At 60.9% G+C, this 14,100-nt stretch carries 17 protein-coding genes; 10 read left to right on the top strand and 7 right to left on the bottom strand.

The window, feature by feature from the left end; all coding sequences use genetic code 11:
* Positions 1–36: 36 nt before the first annotated feature.
* Entirely contained in the window at positions 37–783 is a 747-nt protein-coding gene (locus GIW28_RS01050) for a LytR/AlgR family response regulator transcription factor (RefSeq protein ID WP_099550278.1), read from the bottom strand.
* A 504-nt stretch (positions 784–1,287) separates the two neighbouring features.
* Between GIW28_RS01050 and argH the strand changes: the two genes are divergently transcribed.
* Positions 1,288–2,682: an argininosuccinate lyase gene (gene argH / locus GIW28_RS01045; RefSeq protein ID WP_099550277.1), complete on the top strand. Its 1,395-nt coding sequence runs from the start codon at positions 1,288–1,290 to the stop codon at positions 2,680–2,682.
* A gap of 100 nt (positions 2,683–2,782) precedes the next feature.
* On the opposite strand, the gene GIW28_RS01040 is transcribed toward argH, so the two are convergent.
* Positions 2,783–3,442 carry a glutathione S-transferase family protein gene (locus GIW28_RS01040; protein ID WP_099550276.1) on the bottom strand — a complete coding sequence of 220 codons (660 nt, stop codon included), beginning with the start codon at positions 3,440–3,442 and terminating at the stop codon, positions 2,783–2,785.
* Positions 3,443–3,568: 126 nt separating this feature from the next.
* Here GIW28_RS01040 and GIW28_RS01035 point away from each other — a divergent pair, with 126 nt between their 5' ends.
* The 3 genes from GIW28_RS01035 (at position 3,569) to GIW28_RS01025 (ending at position 7,215) form a co-directional block, all read left to right on the top strand.
* Positions 3,569–3,853 carry a hypothetical protein gene (locus GIW28_RS01035; RefSeq protein ID WP_017135000.1) on the top strand — a complete coding sequence of 95 codons (285 nt, stop codon included), beginning with the start codon at positions 3,569–3,571 and terminating at the stop codon, positions 3,851–3,853.
* A gap of 95 nt (positions 3,854–3,948) precedes the next feature.
* Complete coding sequence (locus tag GIW28_RS01030; protein ID WP_010207442.1) at positions 3,949–4,203, top strand: TIGR02647 family protein; 255 nt, start codon at positions 3,949–3,951, stop codon at positions 4,201–4,203.
* A 171-nt stretch (positions 4,204–4,374) separates the two neighbouring features.
* Positions 4,375–7,215 (top strand): class I adenylate cyclase, encoded by a 2,841-nt coding sequence (locus GIW28_RS01025; protein WP_177034697.1) that lies wholly within the window; start codon positions 4,375–4,377, stop codon positions 7,213–7,215.
* Here GIW28_RS01025 and rnk read toward each other — a convergent pair.
* The 3 genes from rnk to cyaY form a co-directional block, all read right to left on the bottom strand.
* Positions 7,212–7,622, bottom strand: coding sequence for a nucleoside diphosphate kinase regulator (rnk, locus tag GIW28_RS01020; RefSeq protein WP_017134998.1), 411 nt, complete (start codon positions 7,620–7,622; stop codon positions 7,212–7,214). The two genes, GIW28_RS01025 and rnk, sit on opposite strands and share 4 nt — an antisense overlap.
* A 131-nt stretch (positions 7,623–7,753) precedes the next feature.
* Positions 7,754–7,972: a DUF1289 domain-containing protein gene (locus GIW28_RS01015; RefSeq protein WP_056860802.1), complete on the bottom strand. Its 219-nt coding sequence runs from the start codon at positions 7,970–7,972 to the stop codon at positions 7,754–7,756.
* Between the two features lie 2 nt (positions 7,973–7,974).
* Positions 7,975–8,307, bottom strand: a complete 333-nt coding sequence (gene cyaY / locus GIW28_RS01010) for an iron donor protein CyaY (RefSeq protein ID WP_099550435.1) — start codon at positions 8,305–8,307, stop codon at positions 7,975–7,977.
* A 239-nt stretch (positions 8,308–8,546) separates the two neighbouring features.
* On the opposite strand from cyaY, the gene lptM reads away from it, so the two are divergent.
* Genes lptM through GIW28_RS00980 form a run of 6 tightly spaced genes read left to right on the top strand, consistent with a single transcriptional unit; the run spans position 8,547 to position 13,135 of the window.
* Positions 8,547–8,714: an LPS translocon maturation chaperone LptM gene (gene lptM / locus GIW28_RS01005; protein WP_017134995.1), complete on the top strand. Its 168-nt coding sequence runs from the start codon at positions 8,547–8,549 to the stop codon at positions 8,712–8,714.
* 9 nt (positions 8,715–8,723) lie between these two features.
* Entirely contained in the window at positions 8,724–9,971 is a 1,248-nt protein-coding gene (gene lysA / locus GIW28_RS01000) for a diaminopimelate decarboxylase (protein WP_017134994.1), read from the top strand.
* A 3-nt stretch (positions 9,972–9,974) separates the two neighbouring features.
* The gene (dapF, locus tag GIW28_RS00995) at positions 9,975–10,805 is read left to right on the top strand and encodes a diaminopimelate epimerase (protein WP_017134993.1); all 831 of its coding nucleotides are present in this window, start codon (positions 9,975–9,977) and stop codon (positions 10,803–10,805) included.
* 13 nt (positions 10,806–10,818) lie between these two features.
* Positions 10,819–11,535 carry a DUF484 family protein gene (locus GIW28_RS00990; RefSeq protein WP_056860805.1) on the top strand — a complete coding sequence of 239 codons (717 nt, stop codon included), beginning with the start codon at positions 10,819–10,821 and terminating at the stop codon, positions 11,533–11,535.
* A gap of 2 nt (positions 11,536–11,537) precedes the next feature.
* Positions 11,538–12,437 (top strand): tyrosine recombinase XerC, encoded by a 900-nt coding sequence (gene xerC, locus GIW28_RS00985; RefSeq protein WP_017134991.1) that lies wholly within the window; start codon positions 11,538–11,540, stop codon positions 12,435–12,437.
* Positions 12,434–13,135 carry an HAD family hydrolase gene (locus GIW28_RS00980; protein ID WP_236446598.1) on the top strand — a complete coding sequence of 234 codons (702 nt, stop codon included), beginning with the start codon at positions 12,434–12,436 and terminating at the stop codon, positions 13,133–13,135. Before xerC ends, GIW28_RS00980 begins: the two co-directional genes overlap by 4 nt.
* A gap of 99 nt (positions 13,136–13,234) precedes the next feature.
* On the opposite strand, the gene sutA is transcribed toward GIW28_RS00980, so the two are convergent.
* The gene (gene sutA / locus GIW28_RS00975; RefSeq protein WP_017135899.1) at positions 13,235–13,561 is read right to left on the bottom strand and encodes a transcriptional regulator SutA; all 327 of its coding nucleotides are present in this window, start codon (positions 13,559–13,561) and stop codon (positions 13,235–13,237) included.
* A gap of 101 nt (positions 13,562–13,662) precedes the next feature.
* Positions 13,663–14,088, bottom strand: a complete 426-nt coding sequence (locus GIW28_RS00970; RefSeq protein WP_017135898.1) for a secondary thiamine-phosphate synthase enzyme YjbQ — start codon at positions 14,086–14,088, stop codon at positions 13,663–13,665.
* Positions 14,089–14,100: the final 12 nt, after the last annotated feature.

Genomic DNA, 14,100 nt, shown 5'->3' with positions numbered 1-14,100 from the left:
GGATATCGGAATGCAGGCCTCGCTACAGCCCTTGGGCTAAAGCTGCTGCATCATCTTGCGCACGCCGGCGACATGACGTCGGCTGACGATCAAGGCATCACCGTTAAGCCCTTTAAGGAACAACTGAAAGTGCCCCAAAGGCGTGCGCTGCAAGCGTTCTATTCGCTCGCGCGCCACCAGTGCGTTGCGGTGGATGCGCACGAAGCGGTCGCCAAACTCATCTTCAAGGGCCTTGAGCGGCTCGTCGAGCAACACTTCGCCGGTCTCGTGACGCAGGGTCACGTACTTGTGATCGGCAATAAAGTAGACCACCTGGTCCAACGGGATCAGTTCGATGCCCTTTCGGGTCCGCGCGCTGATATGGCTGCGCGGCCCATTGCCACTTTGGGCGGCCGGCTGGGTCAGCGCAGCGAGTTGCACGCGGTTTGGTCGCTCGGCCTTCTTAAGGGCCTTGAGCAATGCTTCACTCGCCACCGGCTTGACGATGAAGCTGACACCGCTGGCTTCCAGGGTCTCGGTGGAAAACTCTTCTTGAGCGGCACACAGCACCACGGCAGGTGGCGATTCTCGCTCACTCAAACGGGCGGCGACTTGCAGGCCATCAAGGCCCGGCAAGCGGATATCGAGCAACACCACGTCCGGCTTGAGGCTGTCGATCAGCGTCAACGCCTCTTCGCCGTTGGTGGCGCTCGGTTCAAGGACTGTATAACCCTCGAGTTCACTGACCAAACGGCTCAGTCGCTCGCGGGCTTGGGGTTCGTCATCAACGATCAGGACATTCATATTGCGCTGGATTCCTGCGTGAGTCTCGCACAAGGATAGCGTAGACAGGTGCGGTGACTTGCGTCACAGCGATCCACGCTAAGACTAGCGCGAGCGGCAAAAAGTGCCCCGGCAGCGGCACCCAAATTTACCCGGACCTGTTCAATTGCGCCCAAGACCTGCTGCCTTTGGGCATCGTCGTAGGGTTTGCTGATACACAATCCGAATACCCCCCTTTTTTAATGGATAGTCTGGGCTATGACCGCATCACCCGACTTTGGTGCATTCACGCTCTATCAGTGCAACTGTAGACGCTCGCTGAGACGATATTGCTCAATCGTCAAATATCGTTTCAATTAACGCCTGCCCCCAGTCTCGTCCCGGATGCGTTCGGCGGCAAGGCACTTAGCCATCCTTGGCGCAAATAAAAATGCCGATCACCCGTAGCATCGCCTCAACGGGCAACCCTGTTATTATCGGCGGCACACCTCCACGCCTCTTTTTAAGCAGATCACGAGCGAATCCATGAGCACCGACAAGACCAACCAGTCCTGGGGCGGCCGCTTCAGTGAACCCGTCGACGCCTTCGTCGCGCGCTTCACCGCCTCCGTCACCTTCGACCAGCGCCTGTACCGCCACGACATCATGGGCTCGATCGCCCACGCCACGATGCTGGCCAAGGTCGGCGTGCTGACCGACGCCGAGCGCGACAGCATCATCGACGGCCTGACCACCATCCGCGGTGAGATCGAAGCCGGCACGTTCGACTGGCGCGTCGACCTGGAAGACGTGCACATGAATATCGAGGCGCGCCTCACCGACCGCATCGGTGTGACCGGCAAGAAACTGCACACCGGTCGCAGCCGTAACGACCAGGTGGCCACCGATATCCGCCTGTGGTTGCGTGACGAGATCGACCTGATCCTGGCCGAAATCACCCGCCTGCAAAAAGGTCTGCTGGAGCAGGCCGAGCGTGAGTCGGGCACCATCATGCCCGGTTTCACCCACTTGCAAACCGCGCAGCCTGTGACCTTCGGCCACCACTTGCTGGCCTGGTTCGAAATGCTCAGCCGCGACTACGAGCGCCTGGTGGACTGCCGCAAGCGCGCCAACCGCATGCCGTTGGGCAGCGCGGCATTGGCCGGCACCACTTACCCGATCGACCGCGAATACACCGCGCAGCTGTTGGGTTTCGACGCCGTGGGCGGCAACTCCCTGGACGGCGTGTCGGACCGCGACTTCGCCATCGAATTCTGCGCCGCCGCCAGCATTGCGATGATGCACCTGTCGCGCTTCTCCGAAGAGCTGGTGCTGTGGACCAGTGCGCAATTCCAGTTCATCGACCTGCCGGACCGCTTTTGCACCGGCAGCTCGATCATGCCGCAAAAGAAAAACCCCGATGTACCGGAGTTGGTGCGCGGCAAGAGCGGCCGTGTGTTCGGCGCGCTGATGGGCCTGCTGACCTTGATGAAAGGCCAACCCCTGGCCTACAACAAGGACAATCAGGAAGACAAAGAGCCGCTGTTCGACGCTGCCGACACCCTGCGCGATTCGTTGCGTGCGTTTGCAGACATGATCCCGGCGATCAAGCCCAAGCACGCGATCATGCGTGAAGCGGCATTGCGCGGTTTCTCCACTGCCACCGACCTGGCGGACTACCTGGTGCGCCGTGGCCTGCCATTTCGTGACTGCCACGAAATCGTCGGTCATGCTGTGAAGTACGGCGTGGACACCGGCAAGGACCTGGCGGAAATGAGCCTGGAAGAACTGCGCCAGTTCAGCGACCAGATCGAGCAGGACGTGTTCGCCGTGCTGACCCTTGAAGGCTCGGTGAATGCCCGTAACCACGTGGGCGGCACTGCGCCGGCGCAGGTCAAGGCAGCCGTTGTGCGCGGCCAGGCACTGCTCGCCAACCGCTAAAAGCATCGCAGGCAAGCCAGCTCCCACACTTGAATGGGTTCACAATTCAAAATGTGGGAGCTGGCTTGCCTGCGATAGCGTCATCCCTGCCGCCAAATATCTACTTCTTGGCCGCAATCATCGCCATAAACGCCGGCATCGCTGCCTCCCTGTCCGCCGCCACCCTCTTGGCGTTGGGCATCTCATGCAAGCGCTCCAGCAAGGCCTTGGCCTTCGGCAACTGCGCCAGCAAATCCAGGCCAAACAGCTTCTCGCCCACCGCGCAGGCGAGGTTCACGCTGTACATGAAATACAGATCGGCAATCGTGAAGCTCTCACCCGCCACATACGGCGCGAACTTGCCGTGCCGGCCCAAAGAACCAACCCCCAGCAACAACTCAGCCTTGGTTTTGTCCTTGATCGCATCCGGCACCGGCATACCAAAGAACGCCTCGGCAAAACACGCGCGGGCGGGCAACTCGATATACAGCTCGATCTCCCGGCACAACGCCAGCACCTGGGCGCGCTGATACGGGTCGGCGGGTAGCAATGACGGGCCTTCCTGGGTTTGCTCGATGTACTCGAGGATCACGCTGGTTTCGTTGATAAAGCCTTGCTTGACGCCCAGCACCGGCACCTTGCCACGCGGGCTGACGGCCAGGGCTTCAGGGGTTTGGCCTGCGTAAAACGGCACTTCTTCGAACGGCAGGCCTTTCTCCAGCAGCGCCAGTTTGACCATGTTGTAGTAGTTGCTGACCGAAAATCCGTAAAGCTTGAGCATTGCGAATGCCTCCAGGCCGGGTGTGGGGTTGGCTGCAAGAGTTATAGATCCATGCAGGCCGCCTGACCAGCAGCATCAGTTGCCTGAATGGCGGTAGACTGGCGCCCTTTCCTTGAGGAGCCTGCCATGAGCGAGCCGACCGATATCGACAGCGACGAAGAAGAGTTCACCGAAAATACACTGATCGAAGCGATCGAAAATCAGATCGAAAGCGACAACCCGCCTGCCGCCAAGGCTACGTTCAACAAACTGACCCTGGTGGGTTATGAGCGTGAAGAGATCCTGAATCTCATGGCTCACGTGCTGGCTTTCGAGATCGACGCGATGCTGGACGAGGATCGCGCATTCAATACCGAATGGTACGAAACAGCACTGCGGGCGCTGCCTGAGTTGCCGCCGGAAAAGGAATAGTCCGGGCACGCAGCAACACGCTGGACAGTTCGGCAAAGTGCGTTCACCTTATGGCCTGCTAGCCTCTAATAAATTTTAGAAAGTCTGGAGTCCTTATGTCGTATACCCCTGAGTTGGTTGCCGAACTGGAAATCCTTGTACTCTTCCCCTTGGACAGCACCAAGGAAGGTCTGAAAGTCCACCAGACCGCCGCGCCTACTGCCATCGCCGCTGCCAAACGCCTTCATGCCAAAGGCCTGATCGACCAGCCGGATGGGGGCTACCTGACCAGCCTCGGCCGCGACGCTGCCGAGCAAGCGCAAACCCTGCTGACTATCCTGACTACCGCCACTACCAAAGAAGCTGCCTGACACCTTACTGTCGCCCATGGGGTCCGCCTGCTGCGGATTCCGAGGGCGTTGCTGTGGGCCGCACAAAATTCTGACGCCAAAAAGCCACATATCATCTAAACCTCCTACGCTTCTGGCTGTAAACTCCTACACGGCCGCCCACGTCGGGCTCTGCGAGCCAACGACCCAGAAATGACCCGCACCCATGAAATCCGCCCCGACTTGGACGAAGGCATCGACCGCAAGGTGCTGGCCCAGTTGCGTGCGCGCTTCATGGCCCTCAATGCAGGCCGCATGGCCCGCGCCGTCGAAGGGCTGACGCCGCGCCAACAAAGCGTGCTGACCCTGCTGCCGTTGTTTTTCCACGTCAACCACCCGCTGTTGCCCGGCTACGTCTCGAGCAGCACGCCGGCAGGCTTGTCGAATTTCGAACCCGACGCCCAGGCCCTCACCGAAGCCCAGCGCCTGACCCGCTCTTTCTCCTATAAGCCGCGCCATGGCAACCCGCCGCGGCCGATCCATGGCCTGTTCCTGATGGGCAGCCTCGGCACCTTGGCCCAGGCGGACCAGAGCGACATGGACGTGTGGGTCTGCCACGCTGCGGACCTTGTCGAGAACGAACTGGCCGAGTTGCGCAAAAAGTGCCAGTTGCTGGAAGCCTGGGCCTTGACCATGGGCGCCGAGGCGCATTTCTTTCTGATCGAGCCGACGCGCTTTGTTTCAGGCGAGCGCGATACGCAACTGAGCTCTGACGATTGCGGCACCACCCAGCATTACCTGTTGTTGGATGAGTTCTACCGCACCGCCATCTGGCTCGCCGGGCGCACGCCCATCTGGTGGCTGGTGCCGGTCTATGAAGAAACCCGCTACGCCGAGTTCACCCACGCGCTGATCTCCAAACGTTTTATCCGCGCCGATGAAACCCTCGACCTCGGCCACTTGGCGCACATCCCGCCGGGCGAATTTATCGGCGCGGGGTTGTGGCAACTGTTCAAGGGCATCGAGTCGCCTTACAAATCGGTGCTCAAGCTGCTGCTGACCGAGGTGTACGCCAGCGAACACCCGAACGTGCACTGCCTGAGCCTGCGCTTCAAACGTGCGGTGTTTGCCAACCAGATGGACCTGGATGAGCTGGACCCGTACATCGTGGTCTACCGCCGCATCGAGGAATACCTCAGGGCGCGCAATGAACCCGATCGCCTGGAGCTGGTACGCCGCGCGCTGTACCTGAAGGTCAATCGCAAGCTCAGCGCCGGCCAACGCAGCACCAGCTGGCAGCGGCTGTTGCTGGAACGCCTGGCCCATGAATGGGGTTGGGACCAGCGCCAACTGGCCTTGCTGGACAGCCGCAGCCAGTGGAAAGTGCGCCAGGTGGCTTCCGAGCGCCGCGCATTGGTCAGCGAACTCAATTACAGCTACCGCTTTCTCACCCAGTTCGCTCGCACCGAGCAGACCGTCAGCCTGATCAACAAGCGCGACCTCAATGTGCTGGGTCGGCGCCTGTATGCCGCGTTTGAGCGTAAAGCCGGCAAGGTCGAGTTCATCAACCCCGGCATCGCCCCGGACCTGGCCGAAGACACCCTGACCCTGGTGCAATCGCCCAACCGCAAAGAGCCCGGCCAGCACCACTGGGGCTTGTACAACGGCAACCTCACGGCGCTGGAATGGGAGCACTTCGCGCCGATCAAGCGCAGCCGCGACCTGTTGGAAATGCTCACTTGGTGCCATCGCAACGGCGTAATCGACAGCAGCACGCGCCTGGCCTTGCACCCAGGCGTCAGCGACATGACGGAATTCGAGCTGTTCAACCTGCTGGGCTGCCTGCAACAGACCATCGCCCTGCCCCTGGCCAGCGTTGATGAAGACCGTCTGTTGCGCTCGGCGGTGCCGGAAGAGGTGCTGTTGCTGATCAACGTCGGCGTCGACCCGCTCAAGCATCACCGCGACTTGAATATCCTGATGACCACCGAGCGCACGGACTCCCTGAGCTACGCCGGTGTGCGCGACAACCTGGTGCTGACCCTGGATCAGGTCACGCTCAACAGTTGGAACGAGGTATTGGTCAGCCGCTACGACGGCCCCCATGCACTGCTCGACTGCCTGCGCGACTACCTCAACCAACTGCCGCCGAACCACCTGCCACGCCTGCGGGTGCGCTGCTTCTGCCACAACCGTGCGCAATTCATTGCCCAGCGGGTGGAAGAAATTTTCGACACCGTGCAGAACCTGCTGCTGAGCCAGTCCAATCACCGCTACCTCCTGCAGGTGCAGCAGCACTATCACGTGATGGAACTGACGCCGGGCCAGGCCACTCACGTGCCACTGCTGACCCAGGATGCGCTGATCGCCTACCTCAGCGAAGAACTGGCCAGCTACAGCCCGCTGCACCTGGATGCCATGGCGCTGGAAGACCACGACCTGGCCCTGCTGCTGCCCATGGGCGTGGCTGATTGTGTGCAGGTGTTCTACCGGGTCAATGAAGGCTTCGCCGAGCTGTATGTGCTGGATGAGTTCAACGCGCTGTGGCAGCAACGCTTGCCGTTTCATGATGAGCAAAGCCTGCTGGCGCCGCTGCAGCGCTTCCTGCAGTCGATCATCTATCGCCGCGAAGCGCTGGCACCGCTGGACACGCAACAGCCGCTGGGTGAAGTGCAGATTTTGTATTACCAACTGTTGCCGTCAGGCAGCCACCGCGCCCGCGGCATCGAGCCTCGGCCGGTGCCGCAAAACCCGGCCAACAAGCCGTTTTATGACGTGCAGGCGATTATCGGCAAGGCCGCACCCGGCCAGGTCGGCATCACGCTGTATTGCAATCAACGGGAGTTTTCGGAGTTGGAGTTCGGCGACCAACTGTTTGCCGTGGTCGCCCAGGAAATCGTCGGGCAACGCCGGGAGACCGAGCTTTACCGCTGCTACATCACCGACCTGGACCTGTCCGGCCTGCTCGGTGATGTGCAAAGCCCGAGCAACTTGTATCTGCGTTACAAGGCCGAGCTGGAGTTGTCGCTAAATGCGGCGCTGAGCCAGATTTAGAGAGGGAAGGCGCCGCCATCTTTGGGCTGGCCTTCGACGCTGAGCAATTCAAGCTTGAGGGTTTTGCCGCCCGGCGCCGGCCAGTCGATGTGCTGGCCCACTTGCAGGCCAAGCAAGGCGCTGCCTACCGGAGCCATGATCGAAATTTTGCCTTCATCGGCGTTCGCGTGCTTCGGGTACACCAAGGTCAGGTGGTAGTCCTTGCCGCTGCCTTGCTCACGGCAATGCACGCTGGAGTTCATGGTCACGACACCCGCAGGCACTTCATCGTGGCCAACCACGTCTTCGGCGCGGTCGAGTTCGGCTTGCAACGCTTCGGCGCCGGGAGAGTCGTCGCCCAAGCGGTCGATCAATTGCTCCAGACGCTGCACGTCAAGACGGGTAAGAATGATGGAAGGTGCGGTCATGATTCAGGCAGACTCCTTTTTTCTGCACAAAAAAGCAAAACCCCGCCAGGAAAAGGCGGGGTTCTCACGGGCCTCGATGAGTTGAGGCGTACCCGGACACTACCACAGCGTCACAAATAAACAAGACGGCCTCAGGCGCGCGCCCTGCGCTGTTCGGCCTCGGCGCAGATCACCCGGCGCCGGGCATCGTCAGCGGAGCGCCATTCACGGATGTCTTCCACGTGCCGGTAGCAGCCGAGACAGACTTTTTGCTCGTCCAGGCGACACAAACTGATACAAGGTGACGGCACTGCCGGGCTGACATTGCTGAACAGCGGCTTGGGTGGGCGTACAGGTGCAGGCTGGGTCACGATCAGATCTCGTCGAAGTCCAGCTCAGCGCCGGCTTGTTCCTGGACCAGGCGTGCGAGCATTTCGCTTAACAGCTCATCGCTGGTATCGCACTGCCAGTTTTTGTCTTCTTCGTTGTAGTCGAAGTGAAAACCACCCGAACGCGCCGCCAGCCATAGCTGACGCAGCGGCTCCTGACGGCTGAAGATCAGTTGGGTGCCGTTTTCAAACTTAACGGTCAGCACGCCAGCCGAGTTCTCCAGGTCCACATCCAGGCCGCTGTCGTCGAAAATATCTTCCAGCGCCTGCTGGGTCGAATCCACCAGGTCGTGAAAACGGGCTTCGGTCAAACTCATTGTGGGAACCTCGAAAAGTGTCTGGTCACGCTCAAGCGGCGCACGATACGGACGCGCCATGATGATTGCAAAGGATACCGATTTCATTACCCGCAGCCGCGTGAAATATCCTCATTTAGCGTAGGCCGAATCGCGACATGCTCGGCAAACCCCCGCCGGACGGGTATTACGGCGCATAGGCAAGCTGCCGGGTGGTCGGTATACTCGGGCGCAATTAATGCATATTCAAGGATTTCGCCATGAAGCGCCTGATCTCTTCCCTTGCTGCGCTCGTCGCGGTCGCTTGCCTCGTTAGTGCCTGTGGTCAAAAAGGCCCGCTGTACCTGCCCGATGACAGCAAAGACCCGAACGACCAGGCACAGTCGTCGCAAAAAGCTGCGAAAGCGCATAAGCACGACACTTACTAAGGGAACATCATGGACGCTTTTAACTACCGGGACGGCGAGCTGTTCGCGGAAGGCGTGGCGCTGTCCGCGATTGCCGAGCAGTTTGGCACCCCGACCTATGTGTACTCGCGTGCGCACATCGAAGCCCAATACCGCTCGTTCACCGACCCACTGGAAGGCGTTCCACACAGGGTGTGCTACGCGGTCAAGGCCAACTCCAACCTGGGTGTACTGAATGTCCTGGCGCGTCTTGGCGCTGGTTTTGACATCGTTTCCCGTGGCGAGCTGGAACGTGTTCTGGCTGCCGGCGGCAAGGCTGACAAGATCGTCTTCTCGGGTGTCGGCAAAAGCCGCGAAGACATGCGCCGCGCTCTCGAAGTGGGCGTGCATTGCTTCAACGTCGAATCCACCGACGAGCTGGAGCGCCTGCAAGTGGTCGCCGCCGAGATGGGCGTTCGCGCGCCGATCTCCCTGCGCGTCAACCCGGACGTCGATGCCGGCACGCACCCGTATATCTCCACCGGTCTCAAAGAGAACAAGTTCGGCATCGCCATTGCCGACGCCGAAGACGTGTACATCCGTGCCGCACAGCTGCCGAACCTGGAAGTGCTGGGTGTCGACTGCCATATCGGCTCGCAACTGACCACCCTGCCTCCGTTCCTGGACGCCCTTGATCGCCTGCTGGCGCTGACCGATCGCCTTGGCGAGTGCGGCATCTACCTGCAACACATCGACCTCGGTGGTGGTGTGGGTGTGCGTTATCGCGATGAAGAGCCGCCGCTGATCGCCGATTACATCAAGGCTGTGCGTGAGCGCACCGAAGGCCTCGGCCTGACCCTGATGTTCGAGCCGGGCCGTTATATCGTTGCCAACGCCAGCGTGCTGCTGACCCAGGTCGAGTACCTCAAGCACACCGAGCACAAGGATTTCGCCATTGTCGATGCAGCAATGAACGACCTGATTCGCCCGGCGCTGTACCAGGCGTGGATGGACGTCACTGCCGTAACCCCGCGCGAGGGCGAAGGCCGCGCCTACGATATCGTCGGCCCGATCTGCGAAACCGGCGACTTCCTGGCCAAGGATCGTCAGTTGGCCCTGGAAGAAGGTGACCTGCTGGCCGTGCATTCGGCCGGTGCCTACGGGTTTGTCATGAGTTCCAACTACAACACCCGCGGCCGTGCCGCCGAGGTGCTGGTGGACGGTGATCAAGCGTTTGAAGTGCGTCGCCGCGAGACGGTAGCCGAGTTGTTTGCTGGCGAAAGCCTGCTGCCGGAGTAAGCCATGCTGCTGCGTTTTACCAAGATGCACGGGCTGGGTAATGATTTCATGGTCCTGGACCTGGTCAGCCAGCACGCGCACATCCTGCCTAAGCACGCCAAACAGTGGGGCGACCGGCACACCGGCATCGGTTTCGACCAGTTGCTGATCGTCGAGGCGCCGAGCAACCCGGAGGTGGATTTCCGTTACCGGATCTTCAACTCCGACGGCTCCGAAGTGGAACAGTGCGGCAACGGTGCGCGCTGCTTTGCGCGCTTTGTGCTGGACAAACGCCTGACTGCCAAGCGCCAGATTCGTGTCGAGACCAAAAGCGGCGTGATCGAGCTGGACATTCGCAGCGACGGCCAGATCAGCGTCAACATGGGCGCGCCACGCCTGGTGCCAGCGGATATTCCGTTTCAGGCCACCGAGCAGGCCGCCAGTTACGCGCTGGATGTAGAAGGCAAAATCGTCGACATCGCTGCCGTCTCCATGGGCAACCCCCATGCCGTACTGCGGGTCAACGACATCAACAACGCCCCGGTGCATGAGCTGGGGCCGAAGATCGAGCATCACCCGCGCTTTCCGGCGCGGGTCAATGTGGGCTTTTTGCAGGTGATCGACCGTACCCGCGCGCAGCTGCGTGTGTGGGAACGCGGCGCCGGCGAAACCCAGGCGTGCGGCACCGGTGCTTGCGCCGCCGCCGTCGCCGCGATCAGCCAGGGGTGGATGGATTCGCCCCTATTGATCGACCTGCCGGGTGGGCGTTTGTCCATCGAGTGGGCAGGGCCTGGCCACCCGGTGATGATGACCGGGCCGGCCTCGCGTGTATACGAAGGACAGGTCCGTCTATGAGTGAGCCAAGCTAATGACCGATAAGCCTCAAGTACCCGCCCAAGCAACCCCAAGCGAAAGTCTGGAGGCCGCTGCTGTCGCGGCGTACCTTGAGGCTAATCCGGACTTCTTTGTCGAACACGAAGAACTGCTGCCCGCCCTGCGCATCCCCCACCAGCGTGGCGATACCGTGTCGCTGGTGGAGCGGCAGATGAAGATCCTGCGCGAGCGCAATATCGAAATGCGCCATCGGCTTTCACACCTGATGGATGTGGCCCGCGACAACGACCGCTTGTTCGACAAGACCCGCCGCCTGATCCTGACCCTGATGGACGCCAACAGCCTGGAAGAAACGGTGATCGCCGTGGAAGACAGCCTGCGCCAAGACTTTCAGGTGCCGTTTGTCAGCCTGATTTTGTTCAGCGACAACCCGATGCCGGTGGGCCGTTGGGTCAGCGGCAGCGACGCGCAAACCGCAATCGGCGGCCTGCTCTCGGAAGGCAAGACCATCAGCGGCACCTTGCGTGAACACGAGCTGGATTTCCTGTTTGGCGCCGAACAGCGCAAGCAGATCGGCTCCACCGCCGTGGTCGCCCTCAGCCATCAGGGCTTGCACGGCGTGCTGGCAATTGCCAGCCGTGACCCTGCGCACTACAAAAGCTCGGTGGGCACGCTGTTCTTGACCTACATCGCCGAAGTACTGGGCCGCGTCTTGCCCCGCCACACCACCACCCTGCGCGCGGTGCGCTAGCCATGGAACGGCAACTGGACGCTTATTGCGCTCACCTGCGCAACGAGCGCCAGGTGTCGCCTCACACCCTGGAAGCCTATCGACGGGACCTGAACAAGGTCCTGGCGTACTGCGAAAAACAACAGATCACCAGCTGGAAGGCGCTGGATATCCAGAGCCTGCGCAGCCTGATCGCGCGCCTGCACCAGGCGGGCCAGTCTTCGCGCAGCCTGTCGCGCCTGCTCTCAGCGGTACGCGGCCTCTATCACTACCTCAACCGTGAAGGCCTGTGCGACCACGACCCGGCCAACGGCCTGTCGCCGCCCAAGGGCGAACGGCGCCTGCCCAAGACCCTCGACACCGACCGCGCCCTGCAACTGCTGGACGGCGCCGTTGAGGATGACTTCCTGGCCCATCGTGACCAGGCGATTCTTGAGCTGTTTTATTCCTCGGGCCTGCGTTTGTCGGAGCTGACCGGCCTGAACCTGGATCAGTTGGACCTGGCGGACGGCCTGGTACAAGTGCTCGGCAAGGGCAGCAAGACCCGTGTGCTGCCGGTGGGCAGGAAGGCCCGCGAAGCCTTGCAGCTGTGGTTGCCGCTGCGCCTGTTGACCAACCCGGCCGACGATGCGGTGTTTGTCAGCCAGCAAGGCCGACGCCTGGGGCCACGGGCGATTCAGGTGCGGGTCAAGGCTGCCGGCGAACGCGAACTGGGGCAAAACCTGCACCCTCACATGCTGCGACATTCTTTTGCCAGCCATATGCTGGAGTCGTCCCAGGACCTGCGCGCCGTGCAGGAGCTGCTCGGCCACTCCGATATCAAGACCACGCAGATCTATACCCACCTCGACTTCCAGCACCTGGCGACGGTATACGACAGCGCCCATCCACGGGCCAAACGCATCAAGGGCGGCGACTCATGAGTATCAAGCTGATCACCTTCGACCTGGACGACACGCTCTGGGACAACGTACCCGTCATCATCAACGCCGAGGCGTCGATGCGCGAATGGCTGGCACTTAACGCCTCCAAGGTTGGCGACTTGCCTCTGGAACATTTCGCCAGCCTTCGCCAGCAGGTGTTGGAGCGCCATCCAGAGCTTAAATATCGCATCAGCATCCTGCGTCACAAGGTCCTGATGCACGCGTTTGAAGAGGCGGGTTACCCACAGCCTGAGGCCACGCAGATGGCGGATGTGTGCTACGAGGCGTTTATTCACGCCCGTCACCAGCTCACGCCGTTCCCGGAAGCGGAGCCCATGCTAAAGGCGCTGCGCCAGCACTTCCTGCTGGGCGTGATCACCAACGGCAATGCCGATGTGCAACGCGTGGGGCTGGCGGATTACTTCCACTTTGCCCTGCGCGCCGAGGATATCGGCATTGCCAAGCCGGATGCGCGGCTGTTTCAGGAAGCCTTGCAGCGCGGTGGCGTGGATGCAAGTCAGGCCGTGCATATTGGCGATCACCCTGGCGATGACATCGCTGGTGCGCAGCAGGCCGGGCTTCGCGCGGTGTGGTTCAACCCGACGGGCAAGGCGTGGGAAGCGGATAAGCAGCCGGATGCAGATATTCGTAGCCTGACAGAGTTGCCGGGGCTGCTGCGCAGCTGGCAGTCACGCTGAAGCTCCCACAGGGCTATGCAATGAATTTTAAGAATTTGTTTCAGGCATGAAAAAGCCCGCAGCGACGGCGGGCTTTTTCTTACAAGCAGTCTGCTGACCTCAGATAGGTCGGCTGCCGTACTTGTTATCCGGCTTCTTCGGTGGGTCTGCCACCACGTTGGCCTCGACTTCCTGCACTTTGCCGCCTTTAGCGAGGAATTCTTCCATCGCACGGGCCAGCGCATCGCGCTCTTTGTTCTTGGCTTCAACGCTCGGCAGTTCGTCTACCGAGACAGCGGCCTTGGCTTTGCCTTTGGCTGCCGGGGCGGGTGCATCATCGCCACCGTCGTCGTCAGCAACGTCTTCAGCTGCCGCTTCAAGGCCTTCTTCAGCCTCGTCGTCGTCGCCTACTTCAAGGTCGTCGTTTTCCAGATCATCGTCGCTCATGTTCTACCTCATGACTTGCGAAAAGCAGATTAGTTATAGCCCAGCTTCACCCTCTGTCGAGGTCGCCGGAAAAAAATCACATCCACTGGATAACCAGTGGCTTATGCCCCATCACCGTGCAAGGTGGCGAGGACTTTACGAGCACCGCCATGATCACGGTGCTCGCCCAGATAAACACCTTGCCAAGTCCCTATTGCCAAGCGGCCGGCCTTGACCGGCAAACTCAACTGGCAGCCCAGCAGACTGGCCTTGAAGTGCGCCGGCAGATCATCCGGACCTTCGTCGTTGTGTTCGAACCCTGCACGCCCTTGCGGCACCAGCGAGTTGAAAAAACGCTCGAAGTCACGGCGAACCGCCGGGTCGGCATTCTCGTTGATGGTCAACGAGGCCGAGGTGTGCTGCAGCCACAAATGCAACAGGCCTACTCGGCAAGCCTTTAACTCAGGCACGCCGGCAAGCAACTCATCCGTTACCAGGTGAAAGCCCCGGGGCTTGGCCCGCAGGGTAATCAGGGTCTGTTGCCACATACAGTTCTCCGC

This window comes from Pseudomonas sp. PA-5-4B (genome assembly GCF_021606215.1).
In the GTDB taxonomy this organism is placed as follows: Bacteria; Pseudomonadota; Gammaproteobacteria; order Pseudomonadales; family Pseudomonadaceae; genus Aquipseudomonas; species Aquipseudomonas edaphica.
Note: the sequence above shows the minus strand (reverse complement) of the source record. Positions and strands in the feature narration are given on the sequence as shown.

Coding starts and splice junctions, on each gene's coding strand:
- xerC (WP_017134991.1), top strand. CDS start 11,538: ATGGAACGGCAACTGGACGCTTATTGCGCTCACCTGCGCAACGAGCGC.
- GIW28_RS01030 (WP_010207442.1), top strand. CDS start 3,949: ATGTCGTATACCCCTGAGTTGGTTGCCGAACTGGAAATCCTTGTACTC.
- GIW28_RS01050 (WP_099550278.1), bottom strand. CDS start 783: ATGAATGTCCTGATCGTTGATGACGAACCCCAAGCCCGCGAGCGACTG.
- GIW28_RS00970 (WP_017135898.1), bottom strand. CDS start 14,088: ATGTGGCAACAGACCCTGATTACCCTGCGGGCCAAGCCCCGGGGCTTT.
- GIW28_RS01035 (WP_017135000.1), top strand. CDS start 3,569: ATGAGCGAGCCGACCGATATCGACAGCGACGAAGAAGAGTTCACCGAA.
- dapF (WP_017134993.1), top strand. CDS start 9,975: ATGCTGCTGCGTTTTACCAAGATGCACGGGCTGGGTAATGATTTCATG.
- GIW28_RS01025 (WP_177034697.1), top strand. CDS start 4,375: ATGACCCGCACCCATGAAATCCGCCCCGACTTGGACGAAGGCATCGAC.
- GIW28_RS01040 (WP_099550276.1), bottom strand. CDS start 3,442: ATGCTCAAGCTTTACGGATTTTCGGTCAGCAACTACTACAACATGGTC.
- rnk (WP_017134998.1), bottom strand. CDS start 7,622: ATGACCGCACCTTCCATCATTCTTACCCGTCTTGACGTGCAGCGTCTG.
- argH (WP_099550277.1), top strand. CDS start 1,288: ATGAGCACCGACAAGACCAACCAGTCCTGGGGCGGCCGCTTCAGTGAA.
- sutA (WP_017135899.1), bottom strand. CDS start 13,561: ATGAGCGACGATGATCTGGAAAACGACGACCTTGAAGTAGGCGACGAC.
- lptM (WP_017134995.1), top strand. CDS start 8,547: ATGAAGCGCCTGATCTCTTCCCTTGCTGCGCTCGTCGCGGTCGCTTGC.
- GIW28_RS00990 (WP_056860805.1), top strand. CDS start 10,819: ATGACCGATAAGCCTCAAGTACCCGCCCAAGCAACCCCAAGCGAAAGT.
- cyaY (WP_099550435.1), bottom strand. CDS start 8,307: ATGAGTTTGACCGAAGCCCGTTTTCACGACCTGGTGGATTCGACCCAG.
- GIW28_RS00980 (WP_236446598.1), top strand. CDS start 12,434: ATGAGTATCAAGCTGATCACCTTCGACCTGGACGACACGCTCTGGGAC.
- lysA (WP_017134994.1), top strand. CDS start 8,724: ATGGACGCTTTTAACTACCGGGACGGCGAGCTGTTCGCGGAAGGCGTG.